This window comes from Roseibium sp. RKSG952 (genome assembly GCF_009711355.1).
In genome coordinates this window covers 12,101-32,089 of sequence record NZ_SMMF01000905.1, presented here as the reverse complement: position 1 = coordinate 32,089, position 19,989 = coordinate 12,101, and the positions used below count along the sequence as shown (strand labels likewise).

At 58.8% G+C, this 19,989-nt stretch carries 17 protein-coding genes; 7 read left to right on the top strand and 10 right to left on the bottom strand.

The genetic code is table 11. From position 1 onward, the window contains the following. The first annotated feature begins 51 nt into the window (after positions 1-51). Both E1297_RS17540 and E1297_RS17535 read left to right on the top strand, forming a co-directional pair. Positions 52-726, top strand: coding sequence for a DUF930 domain-containing protein (locus E1297_RS17540; protein WP_196223346.1), 675 nt, complete (start codon positions 52-54; stop codon positions 724-726). Between the two features lie 149 nt (positions 727-875). Then, positions 876-1,841 (top strand): DMT family transporter, encoded by a 966-nt coding sequence (locus E1297_RS17535; RefSeq protein ID WP_155140549.1) that lies wholly within the window; start codon positions 876-878, stop codon positions 1,839-1,841. A gap of 23 nt (positions 1,842-1,864) precedes the next feature. On the opposite strand, the gene E1297_RS17530 is transcribed toward E1297_RS17535, so the two are convergent. From E1297_RS17530 to E1297_RS17515, 4 genes are read right to left on the bottom strand one after another with little or no spacing between them, the layout of a single operon-like run. Continuing rightward, positions 1,865-2,473, bottom strand: a complete 609-nt coding sequence (locus E1297_RS17530; RefSeq protein ID WP_155140547.1) for an ABC-type transport auxiliary lipoprotein family protein — start codon at positions 2,471-2,473, stop codon at positions 1,865-1,867. A 40-nt stretch (positions 2,474-2,513) separates the two neighbouring features. After that, positions 2,514-4,508, bottom strand: coding sequence for an MCE family protein (locus E1297_RS17525; protein ID WP_155140545.1), 1,995 nt, complete (start codon positions 4,506-4,508; stop codon positions 2,514-2,516). 10 nt (positions 4,509-4,518) lie between these two features. After that, complete coding sequence (locus E1297_RS17520) at positions 4,519-5,292, bottom strand: ABC transporter ATP-binding protein (protein WP_209015833.1); 774 nt, start codon at positions 5,290-5,292, stop codon at positions 4,519-4,521. Between the two features lie 46 nt (positions 5,293-5,338). Continuing rightward, the gene (locus E1297_RS17515; RefSeq protein WP_155140541.1) at positions 5,339-6,487 is read right to left on the bottom strand and encodes an ABC transporter permease; all 1,149 of its coding nucleotides are present in this window, start codon (positions 6,485-6,487) and stop codon (positions 5,339-5,341) included. Positions 6,488-6,594: 107 nt separating this feature from the next. Here E1297_RS17515 and dgcN point away from each other — a divergent pair, with 107 nt between their 5' ends. Further along, complete coding sequence (gene dgcN / locus E1297_RS17510; protein ID WP_155140539.1) at positions 6,595-7,608, top strand: N-acetyltransferase DgcN; 1,014 nt, start codon at positions 6,595-6,597, stop codon at positions 7,606-7,608. Then, a complete protein-coding gene (gene dgcA, locus E1297_RS17505) occupies positions 7,605-8,588 on the top strand; it encodes an N-acetyl-D-Glu racemase DgcA (RefSeq protein WP_155140537.1) in 984 nt (327 codons plus the stop codon). The genes dgcN and dgcA overlap by 4 nt, the downstream gene beginning before the upstream one ends. Here dgcA and E1297_RS17500 read toward each other — a convergent pair. Beyond that, positions 8,585-9,775 (bottom strand): MFS transporter, encoded by a 1,191-nt coding sequence (locus E1297_RS17500; protein ID WP_155140535.1) that lies wholly within the window; start codon positions 9,773-9,775, stop codon positions 8,585-8,587. The two genes, dgcA and E1297_RS17500, sit on opposite strands and share 4 nt — an antisense overlap. Before the next feature lie 156 nt (positions 9,776-9,931). Between E1297_RS17500 and E1297_RS17495 the strand changes: the two genes are divergently transcribed. Next, positions 9,932-11,128, top strand: coding sequence for a protein phosphatase CheZ (locus E1297_RS17495; RefSeq protein WP_155140533.1), 1,197 nt, complete (start codon positions 9,932-9,934; stop codon positions 11,126-11,128). A gap of 87 nt (positions 11,129-11,215) precedes the next feature. Here the strand turns inward: E1297_RS17495 and E1297_RS17490 are convergent, their stop codons facing one another. From E1297_RS17490 to E1297_RS17475, 4 genes are all read right to left on the bottom strand, one after another. Next, positions 11,216-12,547 (bottom strand): globin-coupled sensor protein, encoded by a 1,332-nt coding sequence (locus tag E1297_RS17490; protein ID WP_155140531.1) that lies wholly within the window; start codon positions 12,545-12,547, stop codon positions 11,216-11,218. Positions 12,548-12,837: 290 nt separating this feature from the next. Next, complete coding sequence (locus E1297_RS17485; protein ID WP_155140529.1) at positions 12,838-13,827, bottom strand: threonine/serine dehydratase; 990 nt, start codon at positions 13,825-13,827, stop codon at positions 12,838-12,840. A gap of 67 nt (positions 13,828-13,894) precedes the next feature. Next, entirely contained in the window at positions 13,895-14,989 is a 1,095-nt protein-coding gene (locus E1297_RS17480; RefSeq protein ID WP_155140527.1) for a glycosyltransferase family 1 protein, read from the bottom strand. Beyond that, the gene (locus E1297_RS17475; protein WP_155140525.1) at positions 14,986-15,789 is read right to left on the bottom strand and encodes a UDP-2,3-diacylglucosamine diphosphatase; all 804 of its coding nucleotides are present in this window, start codon (positions 15,787-15,789) and stop codon (positions 14,986-14,988) included. Before E1297_RS17475 ends, E1297_RS17480 begins: the two co-directional genes overlap by 4 nt. Before the next feature lie 259 nt (positions 15,790-16,048). On the opposite strand from E1297_RS17475, the gene E1297_RS17470 reads away from it, so the two are divergent. Then, a complete protein-coding gene (locus tag E1297_RS17470; protein WP_155140523.1) occupies positions 16,049-16,828 on the top strand; it encodes an SDR family oxidoreductase in 780 nt (259 codons plus the stop codon). A 345-nt stretch (positions 16,829-17,173) separates the two neighbouring features. Here E1297_RS17470 and E1297_RS17465 read toward each other — a convergent pair whose 3' ends face one another. Continuing rightward, entirely contained in the window at positions 17,174-18,451 is a 1,278-nt protein-coding gene (locus E1297_RS17465) for an OmpP1/FadL family transporter (protein WP_155140520.1), read from the bottom strand. A gap of 501 nt (positions 18,452-18,952) precedes the next feature. Between E1297_RS17465 and E1297_RS17460 the strand changes: the two genes are divergently transcribed. Further along, the gene (locus E1297_RS17460) at positions 18,953-19,795 is read left to right on the top strand and encodes a fumarylacetoacetate hydrolase family protein (protein ID WP_155140518.1); all 843 of its coding nucleotides are present in this window, start codon (positions 18,953-18,955) and stop codon (positions 19,793-19,795) included. Positions 19,796-19,989: the final 194 nt, after the last annotated feature.

Here is a 19,989-nt window from a genome sequence, read left to right as displayed (position 1 = left end):
TTATTCTCATCGCCCGGCACGGCGTATAGACGGCGCCTCCGGTCTGCCGGATTGTCCCTTGCCCTTCATGCCGTCCTGCTTGTTTTCCTGATCCATGGACTGCCCAAAACAAACCGGCCGCCGGAGCGCTCCATCCCCCGGCCTCTCGATATCGAACTGATCATTTCATCTCCCCTGCCCGCTTCAGAGGATCCTCCGGCTATCCGGCCATCGGGTGGCAGGATTTCGGGAGAAACGGCAGGCCCGGCTTTTTCATCAGAAGCTGCAGACGAGGCAGCGGAAGGAACCGAAAACACCACGGACCTCGCGGCACTTCCGAGTGCCAAACCCGAGCCAGCAGACCAGATGCCGCCCGCGCGGACAATCCTCTCAACCGGGATCCTGAACGGCCCCAAGGGCCGTGCCATTCGCGCAAGTCTTCAACTTGCTGCCAATGACGAACGCCTCATTCAGATCTGCAATCTCGAAACGCTGGCCCAGATCAAGGCCGCGCACCCGGCAATGGAACCGGATTATGTGATCGCCTATGCGGGCGGGCCCGTGGAACTGGTAAAGGGGGAGCTGACCGCGGACCGGGCAGCGCTCAGGGCAGATGGGCGTTGGCATTTTCTGGAATTTCGCTGCAAAGCAGACCCGGTCGCGTTGGAAGTTGCCGCTTTTGCCTTTCGATTGGGTGCTCAAATCCCGAAGCGCGACTGGGACAGACTGAACCTTCCCTACGACTGATTTGCCGCGCATTTTGGACCGCCGTCTGATGAACGCGGTCCGGCCACTGCGACAATTCTTCCACCTAAACCGATTTGATCTTGACGCCCGCCGGGAAAATCGGAAATTGGCCCGTAAAGCTTCCTTCCGAAAACAATCCGGCCCGACAGATGACTTCACCTACCAGCTCGCCCGTGCTCGGCCTGGGCTATGCCTTTCTGGGCTTTGCCCTGTTTGCTGCCCACGACGCCATGATCAAGGCGCTTGGCGAGCAGTATTCCGTGTTTCAGATCATCTTCTTCGCCATGCTGTTCGCCTTCATTCCGATGGCGCTGATCATGCTGACGGACAAGTCGGAGGCCAATTTCCGCCCGCGCCATCCGTTTCTCGTGCTGTTCCGGTCCGCCCTCAACATTCTGGCGATGTCGAGCGCCTTTTATGCATTCACAACCTTGCCTCTCGCGGAAGTCTATTCGCTCCTGTTTTCGACACCTCTTCTGATCACGATCTTCTCGGTCCCGCTTCTGGGAGAAGTGGTGCGGGCACAGCGCTGGATCGCCGTGTTTGCCGGGCTCGTCGGGGTGGTCATCGTGCTCCGTCCGGGCGTTACGGATTTCACGCTCGGGCATGCAGCCGCCCTCATTGCCGCGCTCGCATCGGGACTGGCGGCAATCCTCGTGCGCAAGATCGGCAGTCAGGAACGCTCCGCGGTCCTGATCCTTTATCCGATGCTCTTGTCCATGGTGTTGATGGGAGCCGCCCTGCCTGCAGTCTACAAACCGGTCGCACTGGAAGATCTTGCCCTCATGGCTGTGGTGGGCGTTTTGTCCGTTCTGGCACAGATTTGCGTCATTGGCGGCTATCGTTCCGCTCCCGCAGCAGTGGTCGCACCATCCCAATACAGCCAGATCATCTGGGCAGCGATTTACGGAGCCCTGTTTTTCACCGAGGAGCCTGACGTCTATGTCGGCCTCGGCTCCGCAATCATCATTGCATCCGGCATATTCGTCGTGTGGCGCGAAAGCCGGAAAGACGTGAGCACTGTCAATCCCGTGCTCAAAACCTCAAATCCGCGGTTTGATGCAGGCCCTTCACCCCGGCCAACCGCCGATTTCGACACGGAACTGGCCGGCTGACCGGCCCGCCATTCCGGTGAAGCTCAGACCCGGCCGGTCACCCAGGCCGCCATTTCCGCAAACACCTGATCGGCTGACCGGTTCATAGCGGCAACGGCCTGATCCACCGTGGTTCCGCTTGCTGGTGTCTCTGCAAGGAAAACGCGATTGGACACTGTCCGGCCATTGCGGTCATTGACGAGCTTGGCCGCCAACTCGACACGTCCGCTGTTGCGGCCATCCAGATGCAACTCGAATGCCCGTACCTCGATTTGAAGCTGGTAGTCGATCAGGAGACCATCGCCGGGAAACCCGACCCCGCGCAGCCTGCCGGTGTTCTCCAGGGTTTCGACAACCTTGGTCTGGACCACATTCGGCAGAGCATCCGTCCAGGCGGCCTTTGGAAAGTAGGAGTAAACCGGACCGGTATTGACGACGGCTATATTGTCCGTGTCCAGCGCCTTGAGGGCACGCGGACGGGGAACAAGGATTTGAGCCCCGGACGTCCGGCCGGACGTTCCGCCAAGATCGGCCGATGTCAGGCCGTAAAGCGCGGATGGCGTATTGCTGCTGGCGCAACCAGCCAGCAGCCCCGTTGCCGCCAATCCGGTCAGCATGCGCCGCCGTGAAAGCCCGTTCGCTGCGCTGCTCATTCCCCCTGCCCCATAAAAACCCCGTCTTCCTGTTGTGGTGTTACCGCCGTTGCCCGCCCCGATAGACCGGCACGTCATCGCCGCCGAAGATCACCCGGTTCGGGCTCCGGTCGAAGTTTTCAACGGCCCTCTGGATCACGACAAGGGTCCGGTTCAACTCCGACATGGCTGCAGCAAAGTCACTTGACCCCTGGTTCGCGAATTTGGAAAGCCCGTCCGCAATCGTGCCAACCCGGGTTTCGAGCACCTCCGCGACCTTCCGGATCGCCGTGGCCGCCTTTGTCGCTTCGACGATCAGGCCCTCTCCATTGCCTTCAACCATCGTTCCGACCTGATCGACCACACTTTGAACCCGAACGGATGTCGCATTGAGCGTCGCCGTCATTTCCTTCGCATTCGTGATGATCTGTTCAACATCCGGCGTGCGCTGGCTAAGGTTGTCGGTCATGTCGCGGACATTGTCGGCAGCCTCGCGCGCAGAGGCGATGATGGCCGTGAAGCCGTCCCGTTGATCCGCAAGACCGGAAGCCACACTCTCGACCGACCCGACGATGTTCGACACCTGATCCGGATTGACGGCCTGAAGAATGGTGCTGGCATCCGACAGCGTGGTTGTGAATTGTTGAGTTGCCGCCTGAACGTCCTGGATCAGGACGGCAATCCGGTCATCCTCGCCCCGCACGGTTGCAGAAACCGCTTCAAAGTTCTGGACGGTGTTTTTCGCCGACAGAATGATCTCGTTGATCTGGCCGGTCTGCTGATTGATATTGGCAACGATTGCGGCCGTGTTGTCGACGACCGTGGCCACCTGATCGGGATCGACGGCGGCGATGATTTCGTCCACCGACGCAAGCGACAGGTTCAAGCTGGTGCCAAGTGTTTCAACCGATGTCACGATATTGCTGATTTGCAGCGGGTCGACCGCTCCGGCAATGTCGTTTGCGCTGGCAAGAAGCGCGTTCACCTGATCGACCGCAGCCTTGCTGCCATCCAGCAGCTCGGACAGGTCCTGCTTCTGATCGGCAAATACCTTGGTGACCTCGGCCACATTTGTCATGGTCTCGCTTGACGAAGCAATCAGGGTGTCAATTTCGCCGGACCGCTTGGTCAGGACATCGCCAAGTTTGCCTGCCCCATCAAGGGCTTTTTGCACCTGCGCCGGGTCAACGGCGGCAAGGATCTGCTCCGCTTTTTCAATGCCCTGGTTTAGGCCATTGGTGAAATCCTGAAGATCCTTCGAAGCCTGTTCCGCATTGGCCAGAATCTGCTTGATACCCTGGCTCGCATCGCCAAGGCTTTCCGAAAAGCTTGCGACATTATCGACGATCTCGGTAACCTTGTCGTCGGGAACCGCCGCAAGGATCCGTTCCCCTTCCTGAACAAGGGTTTCCATTCGGGCAGACAGTTTCACGAAGGCATCGGTCGCCGAGGCGATGCTGTCCATGAAGCCCGACACGCCATCGGAATTGTTGGCGAGCGCTTGCGAGAACGTTTCGACATTGCTCAGTGTCTGCGTGACTGTGGGGCTGTTTTCCTTCAGGAACTCGTCAATGGTCTTCATGGTCGAATCGGCGCGTTCCAGAACGTCACGAGCCCCAACAGTGAGATCATCGAACAGCGACCGCTGCGCAACCATGGTCGGCACCTGCCCGCCTTCGTGTTGCAAGAGCAGGGGCGAATTCGGGCTGCCCCCTTTTAGATCAACATAGGCAACGCCGGTCAGCCCGGTGTAATTCAGGGTCGCTTTCGTATCATCACGTATCGGCGTCGATGGCCTGATTCGAACCGTCGCAACGACCTTGTCGGGATTTTCCGGATCAAACGCGAGCGAGCTGACGTCACCGACCTTGATGCCGTTATATTGAACCTGCCCGCCGATGGACAGTCCGGTGACGGGAGCGGGAAAAATGATGCGAACAAAAACATTTTCGCGGGTCTCTGCCGTGACCGCGAGCCAATAGACAAAGCCGAACGCACCAAACAGCACGGCCATCATGAAGCCACCGATAATCACATAGTTGGCGCGGGTCTCCATGAGGTTCCCTTCAAGTCCTGCGCAGTGCGCGTTGTCCCCGGAAATAGGATTTGATCCAGGGATGGTCGTTTTTCATCATCTCGTCGATCGTACCAATCGCGAGCACTTTCTTGTCCCCCAAAACCGCAATACGATCACAGATTGAGTGCAGGCTGTCGAGGTCGTGGGTGACCATGTAAACGGTCAGACCAAGGGTCGCGCTCAGATTTTCAATCAACGTATCGAACGCGGCCGCCCCGATCGGATCAAGACCCGAGGTTGGTTCGTCCAAGAACACCAAATCAGGGTCGAGTGCAAGGGCGCGTGCCAGGCTCGCGCGCTTGATCATGCCGCCTGAAAGTTCCGACGGCAGTTTGTCACCAGCATCCTGCGGCAGGCCGACCAGCTCCAGCTTCAATGTGGCAAGCTCGTCCATGATCTGCGGCGTCAGATTCAGGTACTCCCGCATCGGCATCTGGATGTTCTGTTTCACGGTCAGGGAGGAGAACAACGCGCCTTGCTGGAACAGGACCCCCCAGCGCCGTTCAATCATCTTGCGGGCTTCGGAACTCGCCGTTGCCAGATCATGGCCGAACACGCGAATGGTCCCCGAGCGCCGCGGCGTCAGCCCGAGAATCGCCCGCATCAATACGGACTTGCCCATCCCCGATCCGCCGACAAACCCGAGAATTTCCCCCCGGCGGACCTCCAGATCAAGATCCTTCAGGACGACTTTGGAACCGAAGCCAACCGTTACACCCGAGGCGGAGAGGATGATATCGCCCTCTTCCGGCTCTGCCAGCATGTCCTCGGACTGAGATATATCTTCTGCGGCAGACATGACCCGAACCCTATACTCCGATTGAAGCGAAAAAGATCGCGAACAATCCATCCACCACAATGACCAGGAAGATCGCCTTGACCACCGACATTGTCGTGTGCCGCCCGAGGGATTCGGATGACCCTTCGACTTTCAACCCTTCCACACACGCAATCAAGCCAACGATCAGGGCCATGAACGGTGCCTTCAGCAGACCGACCATCAGGGTTTGCATGTCGATTGCCTCCCGAAGGAGGGTCAGAAAGGCCTGGGGCGAGATGTCCAGATAGATCCAGACCACCAGACCGGAGCCGGCGAGACCTGCGATGTCGGACACGAATGTCAGGATCGGCAAGGAAATCATCAAGGCCAAAATCCTCGGCAGGACAAGGACTTCCGTAACGCTCAGCCCCATGACATGCAGCGCATCGATCTCCTCGCGCATCTTCATGGCACCGATCTCTGCGGTAAAGGCCGACCCGGATCGCCCGGCCACCATGATCGCTGTCAGGATCACGCTGATTTCCCTCAGGAGGAGGATCCCGGCGAGATCCACCACGTAGATCTCGGCCCCGAATTGACGCAGATAAAATCCACCCTGTTGCGAAATGATCGCACCTATCAGGAAGCTCATCAGCGCAATGATCGGCACCGCTCCGATGCAACTGCGGTCAAACTGCACGGCAACGGAGATGCCGCGCAAGCGTCTGGGATGCAAGAGGACCGTCGCAAATACCACGCCGAGCGACCCCATGATATGCAGCATGGCCAGAGCATCCAGCCAGACCTGCTCCGCCTGACGTCCGACATGGTCCAGAAACCTGACGATCGAATACTTGTTCTTTTCCGGCTTCCAGCGTGGCGGATGGTGATGTTCCAGCTCGCAAAACAGCCGGTAGCGGTTTTCATCCATGCCGGACAACTCGACCCGGCGCCCGTCATACTCCAGCGTCCCGCGCAAACGATGAACGATCCACGCCCCGCTGGTATCCAGATGCTTGATCCCGGACAAGTCGATGCAGGTCATGCGATCCGTGCCGATCGTCAGGTCCTCCAGGACCTGCTCGGCGTTTTCGATGGTATTGATGGTCCAGTCACCGCTCAGGGCAACGACTTGGTGCTTGTAGCTTGTCTCGTCCAGATCCACGGCCGGTAAAGCACTGTTTTGTAGGAACGCCATTCTGACGAGACACCCTCTTGCCGCTTCAATCCTTCCCCTCATATACCTTGTGGGATGTTTGAACGTCCAGCCACTCGGACTGGTTGGCGAACACGGAGCCTTCTGTGATGCAAATTGCCCACCCATATTTGCTGTTCCTTGGCGATGTTCCCGATTCTCTTGCAGCAAAGACGGCACAGGGAATTGTCGACTGGCGTCCCGAATGGTGTCTCGGCCAGACCCGCCTGAACGGTTGCGCCGCAGATACCGGCTTGCCGGACATGTCGATCCGCGAGGGGGCAGGACAGGGCGCACGCACCATGATCATCGGTTCCGTGAATGCTGGCGGCACCTTGCCGGAGCACTGGGTCGATTCGATCATCGAGGCGCTTGAGGCCGGGCTGGACGTCGCCAGCGGTCTTCATATCAAGCTCTCCAGCATTCCCGCCGTCAAGGAGGCGGCCGTCCGTAACGGACGCGCGCTCTATGACGTGCGCCACAACACCGAGACCTTTGCCACCGGCAGAGGGACAAAACGGTCGGGCAAGCGCATCCTTGCGGTTGGAACCGATTGTTCTGTCGGCAAGAAATACACAGCCCTTGCAATGGACAAGGCGATGCGCGCGCGCGGCTTCAAGAGCAGCTTCAGTGCAACAGGACAAACCGGCGTGTTCATCTCCGGCCGGGGGGTCGCCCTTGATGCCGTGATCGCAGATTTCATCTCCGGAGCGGCGGAATGGATATCGCCGGCAACCGAAGAGGATTATTGGCAGGTGATTGAGGGTCAGGGGTCCCTGTTCCACCCGTCGTTCGCCGGTGTCACATTGGGGCTCCTCCATGGCGCGCAGCCCGATGCTTTCATTGTCTGCCATGAGCCGACACGGACCACAATGCGCGGTGTGGATACCCCCCTCCCCCCGATTGAGGACGTCATCGACATGACAATACGCTGCGGCAGGCTGACCAACCCGGATATCCGGTGCATCGGCATTGCCGTCAATACGGCAGCCCTTGAGGAACACGAAGCAAGAACCTACTTGCAGGATCTCGGCCGGGAACATGATCTTCCCGCCACCGACCCGGTCCGTTTCGGCATGGAGCCGATTGTGGACAAGGTTGTTGCTGCCTTCGGAGCTCCTTGATGCGTACCCTCCATATCGACACCGACAGTTTTGAAATTGCAGGCGGCTTCACGATTTCGCGGGGCAGCAAGACACATGCCGATGTCCTGACCGTCCGCATCACCCAGGGACACCAGTCGGGCCGCGGTGAATGCGTCCCGTATGCCCGTTACGGCGAGACCATTGAAAGCGTAACCGCCCAGATCGAGGCGCTTCGCGCGGATATCGAACGCGGTCTGTCGCGCAAGGAGCTGCAAGGCGTCATGCCGGCAGGCGCCGCCCGCAATGCAGTTGATTGTGCCCTTTGGGATCTCGAGGCCAAATATTCGGGGACACCGGTCTTTCAAAAAGCCGGTATCGGCCAGCTTGCACCGCAAACCACCGCCTTCACGATAAGTGTCGGCACGCCTGACAGCATGGCCGAAGCAACGCGCGCCGCCGCAGGCAGGCCGTTGCTCAAGGTCAAGCTGGCAGGTCCGGGCGATGATGACCGGATCGAGGCGGTTCGCAGGAACGCCCCCAACGCGACCTTGATTGCCGATGCCAACGAGGCATGGGATGACAGCTGTTTCGATACCAACATGGCGGCCTGTCACAGGGCCGGCGTTGCCCTGATCGAACAACCGCTTCCCGCAGGCGAAGATCACAAGCTGGCAGAGATTGACCATCTTGTCCCGGTTTGCGCCGACGAAAGCCTGCACACCAGTCACGATCTGGAGCATCTGCGCGACCGGTATGATGCGGTCAACATCAAGCTCGACAAGGCGGGCGGCTTGACCGAAGCCCTGGTGATGCAGGAGAACGCCCGCCGCCTGGGGTTTCAGGTCATGATCGGTTGCATGGTGGGCAGTTCGCTTGCCATGGCCCCGGCCTTCATGATCGCGCAGAATGCCGACTACGTCGATCTCGACGGCCCGCTTCTTTTGACCCGGGACCGCAAACCCGGGCTCAAATTCGAAGGCAGCCTGCTTTGCCCTCCGGAGGCCGAGCTCTGGGGTTAGGCCGCACCGGCAGCTTGCGCATTGGCCACAAGCCGGTTCTGAAGCATGGGTGAAATGACCACAAGCAGCAGCAGGGCAAATCCCGACGCCGCGGCCATCGCCCAGAACGGATAGGCTGTGTTCCATTCAAACAACAGACCCGACAGGGCCAGCCCCGCCGCGGTCTGTATGCCGATCGAGGCAGCTGACAACCCTTGGCCCGTCGCCGCCCATTTGGGCGGAACGACGCGCGCCAGATAGCCGACAATTCCCAGATGGGCGGCCCCGAAGGACAGCCCGTGGAGAAGCTGCAAGGCAGCAGCCGCCGCAAAACTGTCGAACAGCGGAAACAGGCTCCAGCGAATGGCGCTCGCAATGGCAGCCGCAAGAAGGAACCGGACCGGACCGAATCGCTGCGTCAAGCGGCCTGCAAACGTGAACAGCACGATTTCGGCGGCAACGCCGATGGCCCATAACAAGCCGATCTCGAAATCCGGTATCCCGGCCGCGCGCCAAAACAGGGTGCCGAACCCGTAATAGGCAGCATGCGTTGCCTGCAAGAGACCTGCGGCACACAACAAGGCCCAGAACCAGGGCCGGGCGAAAAGCGCAGGCTTCGCGTTCCCGGCATCCGAACCGCCATCGGATCCCGGCACATGTTGTCCCGGCAGGGAAATGGCGATCACGCCGGTCGACAGAACGCCGAACAGTATCCCGAGAGTGACAAAGCTGCTTCCCTCTTCGCCCGCCATGAGGCCGCCTATGATGGTCGCAAGGACGAATCCGACCGACCCCCAAAGCCGCATGCGCGCATAATCCGCCCCGGTATTGCGTGCGACATCAAGGGCATAGGCATCGCTGAGCGGCACGACCGGAGACCAGAACATCACGAGCCCGATAACGCCAACAAAGGCCGAAACGATTCCGTCCGTTGTCAGGAAGCCTACAAGAAACCCGGCTGCGCACAGCGAATAGATCAGGATCGAGAACCGCCGGCGTCCTGACTTGTCGGACAGGCCGGTCATGACCGGGTTGGCTGCGATTCGCACGATTGTGGACAGCCCTAGCAAAAACCCGATATCGGCCAGGCTCAGTCCCCGATCCTCAAGCACGAGAGGGAAGAAAGGAAGATAAAGCCCGAATCCGAAGAAGTGACTGGCAAAAAGTGCTCCAACCCGAAGGTTCAGGCCGGAGAAAGATATTGGCATTGTCAATCTATCCGTGATGCTTGAGCATTAATACGCGCTTGAGTACAAAGGAGGGGTCGCCTAAAGGGATATTAACATTTCCCATCCTAGGCTTTTCCAGAGCTGGGTCACTTACGGCATCAGGTCAAACAAAAGCAAGCTGAGATACGCGTCGACATGCAAACGCTGGCAAACCAGGCAGATCGGGACACGATCGACGAGGCCGAATATCAGGCCCTTGAACAGACTTTGTCCAGTTTCGGACGCGGACGCCAGTTCCTGGCCGAATATCTCAACCGGAACAAGTCTCCCGATTCGCAAGAGATCCTGAGCGCAATTTACCGGTTGGAAAAAACGGTCACCCGGCAACGCAAAGTCCCCGACCTGAACCAGATCCGGCTTGATATCGCGGACATGCACGAAGCGATTGAACGGACCAAGCTCGAAATCGCCAATATCAAGGCTGAAGGTGCCGACAGCAACCGTTTCACCGATGCCTCACATGAACTCGATGCGATCGTCACACAAACGGAAGGCGCAACCCAGTCCATCCTTGAGGCCGCCGAACGTATCCAGGAGCAGGCCTGGACCTTGCGGGAAAAGGGCGCCGATGAGAGCGTGTGTGACGACATAGACGGCAAGGCCACTGAAATCTTCATGGCCTGTTCGTTTCAGGATCTCACCGGCCAGCGGACGAACAAGGTTGTTCAAGTTCTGCGTTATCTTGAAAGCCGCATCAACCTGATGATCAACATCTGGGGGATCGACGAACTGGCCGCCGATGCAACCGCTGGCCCGCTCGACAACCGTCCGGATGCCCACCTGCTCAACGGACCGCAATTGACGGGACGCGGTGTTTCGCAAAGCAATGTCGACGAATTGATGTCAGCGAGCGACGACCTGCCCGAGACAGCCCTGACAGGCGATGGGGATGCTGATCCGGGCAGCCCCGAGGGGATGATGCCGGAGCCGGAAATCCCCGCCGATATGCCGGATATCGATGCGATCATGGCCGGTGATTTCGAAGAGGCCGGCACCATGGACGCCGACGCAATCGATAAACTGTTCGCATCGACCGCAGAACCCGAGACTGTGACTGAGCGTAGCACTGCGGAACCGGACAAGGACGACTTCGCCCCTCCCGCTTCAAACCTTGAAGACGACACCCTCGACGAGGAGGCGATTGCGAAGCTGTTCGAGGCTGCGGACGTAGAAGAGGCCGCAGATGCCCGAAGCGCCTCCGCTGCAACCGTTTCGGAAGCAGAAGCCGACACCACCTGGGAGGCTTCGGAAGCCATTCCCGACAATGACGGGAATGAGGAAGATCCCCTGGCCCGCATGACCGAAATCGAGCGGCAGGCGCTTTTCAGCTAGGCCTTGAAAAGAACATATCAAACAAGAAGACCGCCGGGCGCAACCCGGCGGTCTTCTTGTTTGTTTCTAACCCCAAAAGGGAAAACGTCAGCCGGTCTGCACCTTGGCAAAGAAGCTTCGTGCCTCCTCCCCGAGCCGGTCCGCCTGGCCTCTAAGGCCGGAGGCCATGGTCATGATCTGCTCGATGGATCCTTCCGTCTCTTCCAGAGAGACGCGGACACCGGCAATCTCGGTGAAGAAAGTCGTCGAGCTCGTCGCGGCAATCTGAACGTTATAGGAAATCTCCGAAGTCGCCGCGGATTGCTCCTCGACGGCCGACGCAATATTGGCCGCGATTTCGGAAACATTCGAGATCGTGGTGGTGATCTCGTCGATTTCCTTGACCGACTGCCGGGTCGCCTGCTGGATGCTGGCGATCTGATCAGTGATTTCCTCGGTCGCCTTGGTCGTCTGGCTGGCCAATTCCTTGACCTCCGACGCAACCACAGCAAAGCCCCGGCCCATTTCGCCGGCACGCGCAGCCTCGATGGTCGCATTCAGGGCAAGCAGGTTTGTCTGTTCGGCGATTTCGGAAATCAGGCCAATCACGGATCCGACCGATTCCGCGATCCGGGCCAGCTCCTGCACCGACCTGTTGGTCCGCTGGGCATCGGTGACGGCCTTTTGCGATATCTCGCTGGAGCGGACCGCTTGCCGCCCGATTTCCTCGATCGAGGCCGACATCTGCTCGGTCGCGGCCGCACTCGACTGGATGCTGTCGGAAGTGTGCCCTGACGATTCGTCCATGGTCACAACCCGTCCGGCAATGCTGGAAGCCGCACCGTTGATCGTCCGGCTTGTATCTTCAAGTCCGCCAGCCGCAACCCCCAACGCGGACACGGCCGATCCGAGGAAGCCGTCAAACTGCACGACCGCAGACCGAATCTCCTGCTCGCGCTCCGAAACCGAATTCATCATGCCTTCATGATAGGTCGAAATCGCGATATCCATGTCGATCATGACAAGCTTGGTCACGGCCGACACGATCCGCGCTGCCTTGGTCGGCGAGAACCGGTGTTTTTTCAGGATGATGGCGATCAGGCGGTTCAGCGTATAGGAATAGCCGCCAATATACCATGACGGCTCGAGATTGATCCGCACATGCGCATGGCCGATCCGGCGCGCCTTTTCCAGATACTCTTCGGTCACGCCTTGAGTGAACAGCTGCTGCCAATGCCGGCTCTGCGCCATGATGAGCCGGGGCTGCTTGTCGCCGACCATGGTGTCCAGATGCGGAACCTTCGTGACATGGGCATAAAAGCCCTCGAGAACGTCCTTGATGTGCTTCTCGATCAACGGCCAGGCCGCATTGGCGAGATCCAGCTCCTCCTGCGACAGCCGATAGAAAGATACGCGCTGCGAAACGCTTAAGTCCGACATTGCCCCTCTCAGAAATACAACCACGCCAAATCATGGCGCCTTCCGGTTGCGCCGACCTTGCGGGTTTCTGGTCAAGGAATGCTTAACAGCGTCCCTGCCAGGCAAATATTCACACGCATTTTTAAATATTCAGAAATCTCAAGAAAATCATACCCTTTCTGAAAATGACAGAATGATGACACTTCCATTTTATAGAAATACTGAAATAGTAATTTTTGGAAAAATACTATTTCAGCGCAAATCCCCAAAATCCCGCACACCCTTCACCGGGACAACGTCTGCAACATTCTTCAGGTGTCAAGTGCACGGGACAGGACATCAGGGTCAATATTACCGCCCGTGAGGACAACGGAGACGATCTTGCCAGCCACATCGGCCTGTCCACTCAAGAGAGCGGCCAGCGCCACGGCACCACCCGGCTCCACTACAAGTTTCAGTTCGGTAAAGGCAAAGGCAACGGCTTCAAGCGCCTGACTGTCGGACACCACATACCCCTCGCCTGCGCAGGCGCGCAGGATGCGGAATCCCAGCGCTCCGGGGGTCTCGGACAACAAGGCATCACAAACCGATCCGCCAAGAGCGCCGTTTTTTTCCCGATGTCCGCTTGTCAGCGAGCGCCGGTAGTCGTCGAACCCGGCCGGCTCGGAGGTATGAAACACGCATTCGGGCAGATCCGATTGCAAGGCCAATGCAATCCCGGAGGACAGGCCGCCGCCCCCGGTACAGGCGATCACCATATCGGGAACAAGACCTTGGTCCCGGCTTTGCGCAGCAATTTCGGCGCCGACGGTGCCTTGGCCCGCGATCACGCCCGGATCGTCGAAGGGGTGGACAAAGGTCCCTCCGGTGTCCGCGCAAATCCTTGCGGCAATCGCTTCACGGTCTTCCGTTGCACGATCATAGGTCACGACCCTTGCACCGAAATCCCGGGTCCGCTTCAGCTTGATTGCCGGTGCGTCCGACGGCATCACGATCGTTGCCGGCATCGAAAACAGTCTCGCAGCTTCTGCAATGCCCTGGGCATGGTTTCCGGAAGAACATGCGACCACGCCAGCTTTCCGTTTCTCCTCCGGGATCAGCGACAGCCGGTTATAAGCCCCGCGAAACTTGAAAGAGCCGGTTCTTTGAAGGTTTTCCGGCTTGACCAGAACGGTTGCCCCGACACGTTCGTCAAGCACCGGGAAGCGCAACAACGGCGTCCTGACGGCCACATGATCCAGCCGATCTTGCGCAGCCCTGATGTCACTGCGCGTCGGCAAAATGCTTTCCCGGATTGTCATAGCACCCGTCCTTCTTCCATGGCAGAGGTGCAGACCACGCACCGCACGTCTGGTTCCGGAAACAGGCCTAGCGCTGATTCGGCGAAATGGGAAGAACCTCTTCGACCGGCTCGCCCTGCCCGGCCTCCGGAAGAGGACGCTGCTTGTAAAACAACTCCTGCGCTGCAATCGCGTTGTCGAGGAACTGTCTGGCACTCGCCGCCCAGGTATAGTTCAGCGCAATCTTGCGGCAATGCTCCCGCGGAACATCCAGAGCCGCAAGGGCTGCCTCCTCAAGATTGTCCGACAACACGCCCGCACCCGTATCCCCGATCACATCCAGCGGCCCCATCACGGGGTAAGCAGCAACGGGCACGCCACAGGCCAGTGCCTCCAGCAGCACGTTTCCGAATGTGTCGGTCAGGGAGGGGAATACAAACACGTCTGCCGAGGCGTAGTAGCGGGCCAGCTCTTCACCGACCTTCGGACCGGTGAAATGCACATCCGGGTAATCCCGCCGCAACTGTTCAAGCTGCGGCCCGCCGCCGACCACGACCTTCGTGCCGGGCAAATCGAGCTTCAGGAAGGCCTCGATGTTCTTTTCAACGGCCACCCGTCCGACATTCATGAAAAACGGACGCGGCAAGTCCTCCGGCAAGACCGATGTCTCGAAAGGCTGAAACATCTCTTCGTCGACACCGCGCGACCAGCGCACCAGATTGGCAAAGCCCCGGCCTCTCAGATCGTCTTCAAGCGACCGCGTTGCCACCATGCAGCCCGACCCGGAATTGTGGAACCGGCGCAACCAGCCATAGGACCAGGACAGCGGCACCGGGATCCGGGCCGACAGATATTCCGGGAACCGTGTGTGGTAACTCGTCGTAAACGGTCTGGCCGTCTTGCGGCAGACGGACGCCGCCATCATGCCGAGCGGACCTTCCGTCGCAATATGCAGGTGGTCGCAGTTATAGCCTTCGATCAGCCGCCGAACCGCTTTTTTGCGGGTCAGCGACAGACGGATTTCCGGATAGGTCGGGCACGGCAACGTGCGAAAGGCTTGGGGCGTCAGGAATTCGATCCGGACACCAATGCGCTCCAGCTCTTCTGCGGTTCTCTCAAGAGACCGCACCACACCATTGATTTGCGGATGCCAGGCATCCGTGACGATCAGGATGGAAGTCATGCGGCGACCGGACGTTCCTTCGCCGCCGGGGCACGCTCGCCGGCCTGATTGGGCTTCGCCCATTGGATCACCTCGAAGGTCCCGTCATGATGCTCGGCAACGGCGGTGCAGCTTTCAACCCAGTCACCGGTATTGATGTAGTGGATGCCGTTCATGTCGTGGTTCGCAGCATGATGGATATGGCCGCAAATCACGCCATCAACGCCCTGACGGCGCGCCTCGTCCGACAAGGCCTCCTCGAACCGGCCAATGAAGCTGACCGCATTCTTCACCTTGAGCTTTGCCCACGCAGACAGCGACCAGTAGGTCAGACCGAGCTTGCGGCGGATGGCATTGACCCAGGTGTTGACGCCAAGCGCCAGCGTGTAGGCCTTGTCGCCGAAAAACGCCAGCCACTTGGCATGCCGGATGACCACATCGAACTGGTCGCCGTGGATCACCAGATATTTCCGGCCATCCGCGCTCTCATGCACAATACTGTCGGTCACCTCGACACCGCCGAAATGGGTTCCAAGGAAATCGCGCAGAAACTCGTCATGATTGCCGGGAATATAGACAATCCGGGCGCCCTTGCGGCCCTTGCGCAGGATTTTCTGGACAACGTCGTTGTGCGCCTGCGGCCAATACCAGGACTTGCGCAGCCTCCAGCCATCGACGATGTCGCCAACCAGATAGACGGTCTCAGCCTCGTGATCGCGCAAGAAATCGAGCAACATGTCCGCCTGGCATCCACGTGTCCCCAAATGGATGTCGGAAATAAAAAGCGCTCGGTAGTGCTGCGGCGTATCGGCCCCCGGCATAGTCGTCACTCCACACAAGTTGTCATTCGGGTTAGACGCGATTCAGGTTTCACTATTATGACAAGAAGCCGCACCCTGTGCATTCTGTCCGAAAAACCGATGACGTTTGGGTCATGCCAGAGAGTCGTCTTTGCTTGATCTTTGTGCCTCGAATTGTGCCGCTCCCGATCTCCGGCATATGCTGAACGTACCTTGCGCAAGCCTCCGGGGCTTGTCATGGATGGCGGGACCATCCTGCAACCTGATGCGGAGCTGTGACATGGATTTGGGACTTCGAGGAAAAAAGGCGATCGTCTGCGCCTCCAGCCGCGGACTGGGGCGCGGCTGCGCGGAGGCGCTTGCGGAGGCGGGATGCGATCTGGTTCTGAATGGCCGCAGCCCCGAAACCCTGAACCGGACGGCAGATGCCCTGCGCGTCGCCCACGGCGTAAAGATCACCGCCATTGCGGCGGATGTGTCGACCGCCGAGGGCCAATCGGCCCTTTTGACCGCCTGCCCGGACCCGGACATCCTGATCAACAACAATGGCGGCCCGCCACGGCGCGATTATACCGAGCTGACCCGCGACGTAATGCTTGATGGCGTGGTTCAGAACATGGTGACACCCATCGAGCTGATCCAGTCCGTCCTGCCGGGCATGTGCGCGCGCGGCTTCGGGCGGATCGTCAACATCACATCGGCCTCGGTGCGCATGCCGCTGGAGGGGCTTGATCTGTCGAGCGGCGCCCGCGCCGGACTGACCGCGTTTCTGGCCGGGGTTTGCCGTCAGGTGGCCCGGGATGGCGTCACCATCAACAACCTGCTGCCGGGCAAGATGGACACGGACCGGCTCCGCGGCGGCTTCGAACAAGCGGCGCAGCAGACGGGGCAGTCCCTGGAGGCTGTGCGGGCGGCCTCGGCCACCCGGATCCCGGCGAAGCGTTTCGGATCGGCGCAGGAGTTTGGTCAGACCTGCGCCTTCCTGTGCTCGGTCCATGCCGGGTACATGACCGGCCAGAATATCCTGCTCGATGGCGGCCTGTATCCGGCCGCGTTTTAAGGCCTGCCGGTCTCAGGCCGAGCCGGATTGTGCATCCCGCGAGTATCACTCTCACCAAACCGGGAAACATGTTCCCGTCGGGGAGCCTGTGCAAACCCAATCATCCCGGCTCTCCGGCCCCGGATCGCGCGACTGCTTGTCCGGGGAGACGCATATTGAATGCCCGGTTTTCAAAACAAGTTTTGAGAGCCAGCTTGAGGGGGAGTTCAAGCGCGAAGTGCGACAAAAATTGACCTTCACCTGCGCAGGGCCGGAAAATCAAACATCCGGCCACGCCGCTTAGGCCACCTATAAAAAAGCCGGCCCGAAAACCGGGCCGGCTGTTATCACGAACCGCGAGCGCGATCAGAAGCGCAGTTTCACAGATGCGCTGACGATGTTCACGTTTCCGTCTTCAACGCTGCCAACAAAATCACCCTTGACCGGGTCGTAGTCCTGATGGCCCGGCCCGATGTTGATGTCAGCCGAGGACGGGAAGATGTGCGTGTAGCCAATGTCGAACGCGACATGCTCGTTGAAAGTGTAGGACGCACCACCGCTTACCCAAAGGCGGTCACTGTCCGGCAGGCGCACCGAGCGAATTTCCTCGTCGATCGGAGACCATTCGTAGGCCAAACCGGCGCGCAGGGTAAGCTTTTCGTTGAAATCGTATTCACCGCCGAGAGCGACAAAATAGCCATCGTTGTAGTTGAATGGAAGAGTGGTGAGCTGAGCATCTGTCCCGTCAATAATCACTTTCGGCGTTTGCAATCTGCTCCAATTCGTCCATTCAAAGCTACCTAGGACCCGAATATTTTCGGTGAAGCTATATTTACCAGACACCGTGATCATATCCGGCGTCGGCATTATCGTATTAACTTTTGTATCGGAAAAATCTCCGATCTTAACATTGCCACCAATATTGGTGAATATTGCGGATCGGTATCCGATACCAATCTCGGCAGCATCAATCGGCTTGAAAGTCAAACCTGCCGTGACACCAACGCCCCACCCATTCCCTACAAGGGCTGCATCGGGTGCACTAGGCGCTATCGATGGAGAAGCTGTCGCATTCCGAAGTCGTATGTCAGCATATTGTACTTGCGGACCGAATGCGAAAGAGAACTTTTCGTTGACCTTAAAACCAACAAGCGGATTGATGTTGATGCTGAAAATCTTTGAAGACTGGTTATATCCAGCTCCTGTCCAGTCATCATCGTCGATCTTCGTCGACAGACCGTACGGCGCGGTGACTGCCAATCCGAAATAAACGGAATCGCTCGCCTTGTAGGTTGTGTAACCCGCCGGCAAAAATGCATCGGATGCAAAATCGTTGGTGCGGAACGACTCCTCTAGTCCGAATGCAGGAAAAGAGTTAGTCCCTTCCAGCTCACCATAAGGCATCACCAGAGTTCCATGCTGCTCGTGCGTGATCCCGTGGCCCGCGCCGGTGATTGTTGCCGGGTTCCAGAACATGGAGGAGATCGAATCGCCGGTCGTGCCGTAGCCCGCGAAGGACATCCCTTGGTAGTACGCGCTCTGCTCGCGCAGCGCGAAGCCACCTGCAAAAACCGATGTGGCCACAACCGAAGCGGCGAGTGTTGTTGAAGTGAAAAGAAGTGTTTTTTTAGTCGCCCACGACATGCATTTTCTCCCCAGTCCTCCTCCCACGGAGGAAAGTCCATAATCTTTCGTAATGTTCCGATAAGCGGGACAAACTGCAAATAGAAAAAAGTAGAAAGAAAGAGGCAGCTTCCCACGCTGCACCGCAATATATGTGTCAAAATTACGCCGGGAACACATTGACGGTTCCGTAAAGGTCAGGTTTCTCACGGTTTCCTGCGGAAAATGAAGGGGCCTCATGACCTCACGTTACGATTGGTTATTTTTTAGGCAGCGCCCATATAATTAACAGGCATCGTAAAAACCCTTAATGGCGTTGCCAAATAGCAACGGTTTCCCAAACGGAATGAAGCACATACCTGTGCAAATCCTGATTGATTCGGCCACCGCTTTCGCCGGAAAATCTCAAAACACAGGCTGGCTGACACATATATGAGCCATGCGAAACGCTGTGTGACGCGCTCATTCCCTTCAGAAGAAGGCGGTACCACCAGCGCGTTCATGACTTACGGGAGACGTTAGATGCGACTATTGAGATTTGGCGAGGCCGGTCACGAGCACCCCGGCCTTCTCGATTCCGGCAACCGCATACGGGACCTGTCGAAGCATCTGGATGATTTCGACCGCACCGCATTCGTTCCGGAGGTTCTGGACCGCCTCGCCACCCTTGACCCCACCTCCCTACCGCTGGTTGAAGAGCCGGTGCGGCTGGGGCCGCCGATCAGCGCACCCGGACATTTTATCGGCATCGGCCTCAACTATTCGGACCATGCCCTGGAAGCGGGTCTCGATATCCCCGGCGAACCGATCGTGTTTTCCAAGGCCCCCAGCTGCATCTGCGGCCCGAACGACCACGTTCTCATTCCGGAAGGCTCGACGACACTCGACTGGGAAATCGAACTGGCCGTGGTCATGTCCCGGCCCGCTTTCCGGGTATCGGAGGAAGAGGCGCTTGCGCATGTGGCCGGCTACACGATCTGCAACGACGTGTCGGAACGCACCTGGCAGCTCAGGGGCACCGGCCAGTGGGGCAAGGGCAAGAGTGCCCCCACTTTCGGCCCTCTTGGACCCGCAATCGTCACCTGTGACGAGGTGCCTGATCCGCAAGACCTCTCCATGGAGCTATTGCTGAACGGCCGCCCCCAGCAGACGGGACACTCCGGCAAGATGATCTTCACGGTCGGAAAGATCATTTCCTATCTGTCCCACCTGATGCTGCTCGAACCCGGAGACGTGATCACGACGGGAACGCCCCCGGGTGTCGGCATGGGCGCAAAGCCGCCGGTCTACCTGAAGGACGGCGACGAGATGGTGCTCAGGATCGAAGGTCTGGGCGCCCAATGCCAAAAGGCCGTGGCGGCCTGAGCCCAAACGCGCACCGCCTGCCCTGCCGCCGGCAAAGCCCCCCGCCCGGAGCAATGCTGCTTACACGGGAATGGCCTTCCATTGGATTTCGAAGCCGCAAACAAGGCTATTTCAGGGAAGCCATCAATGGCGCTTTCCGCCATTGATGGATTCCGGGTCATCTTGTCTGTAATAAGGGATCGAGTGTCCTTGAC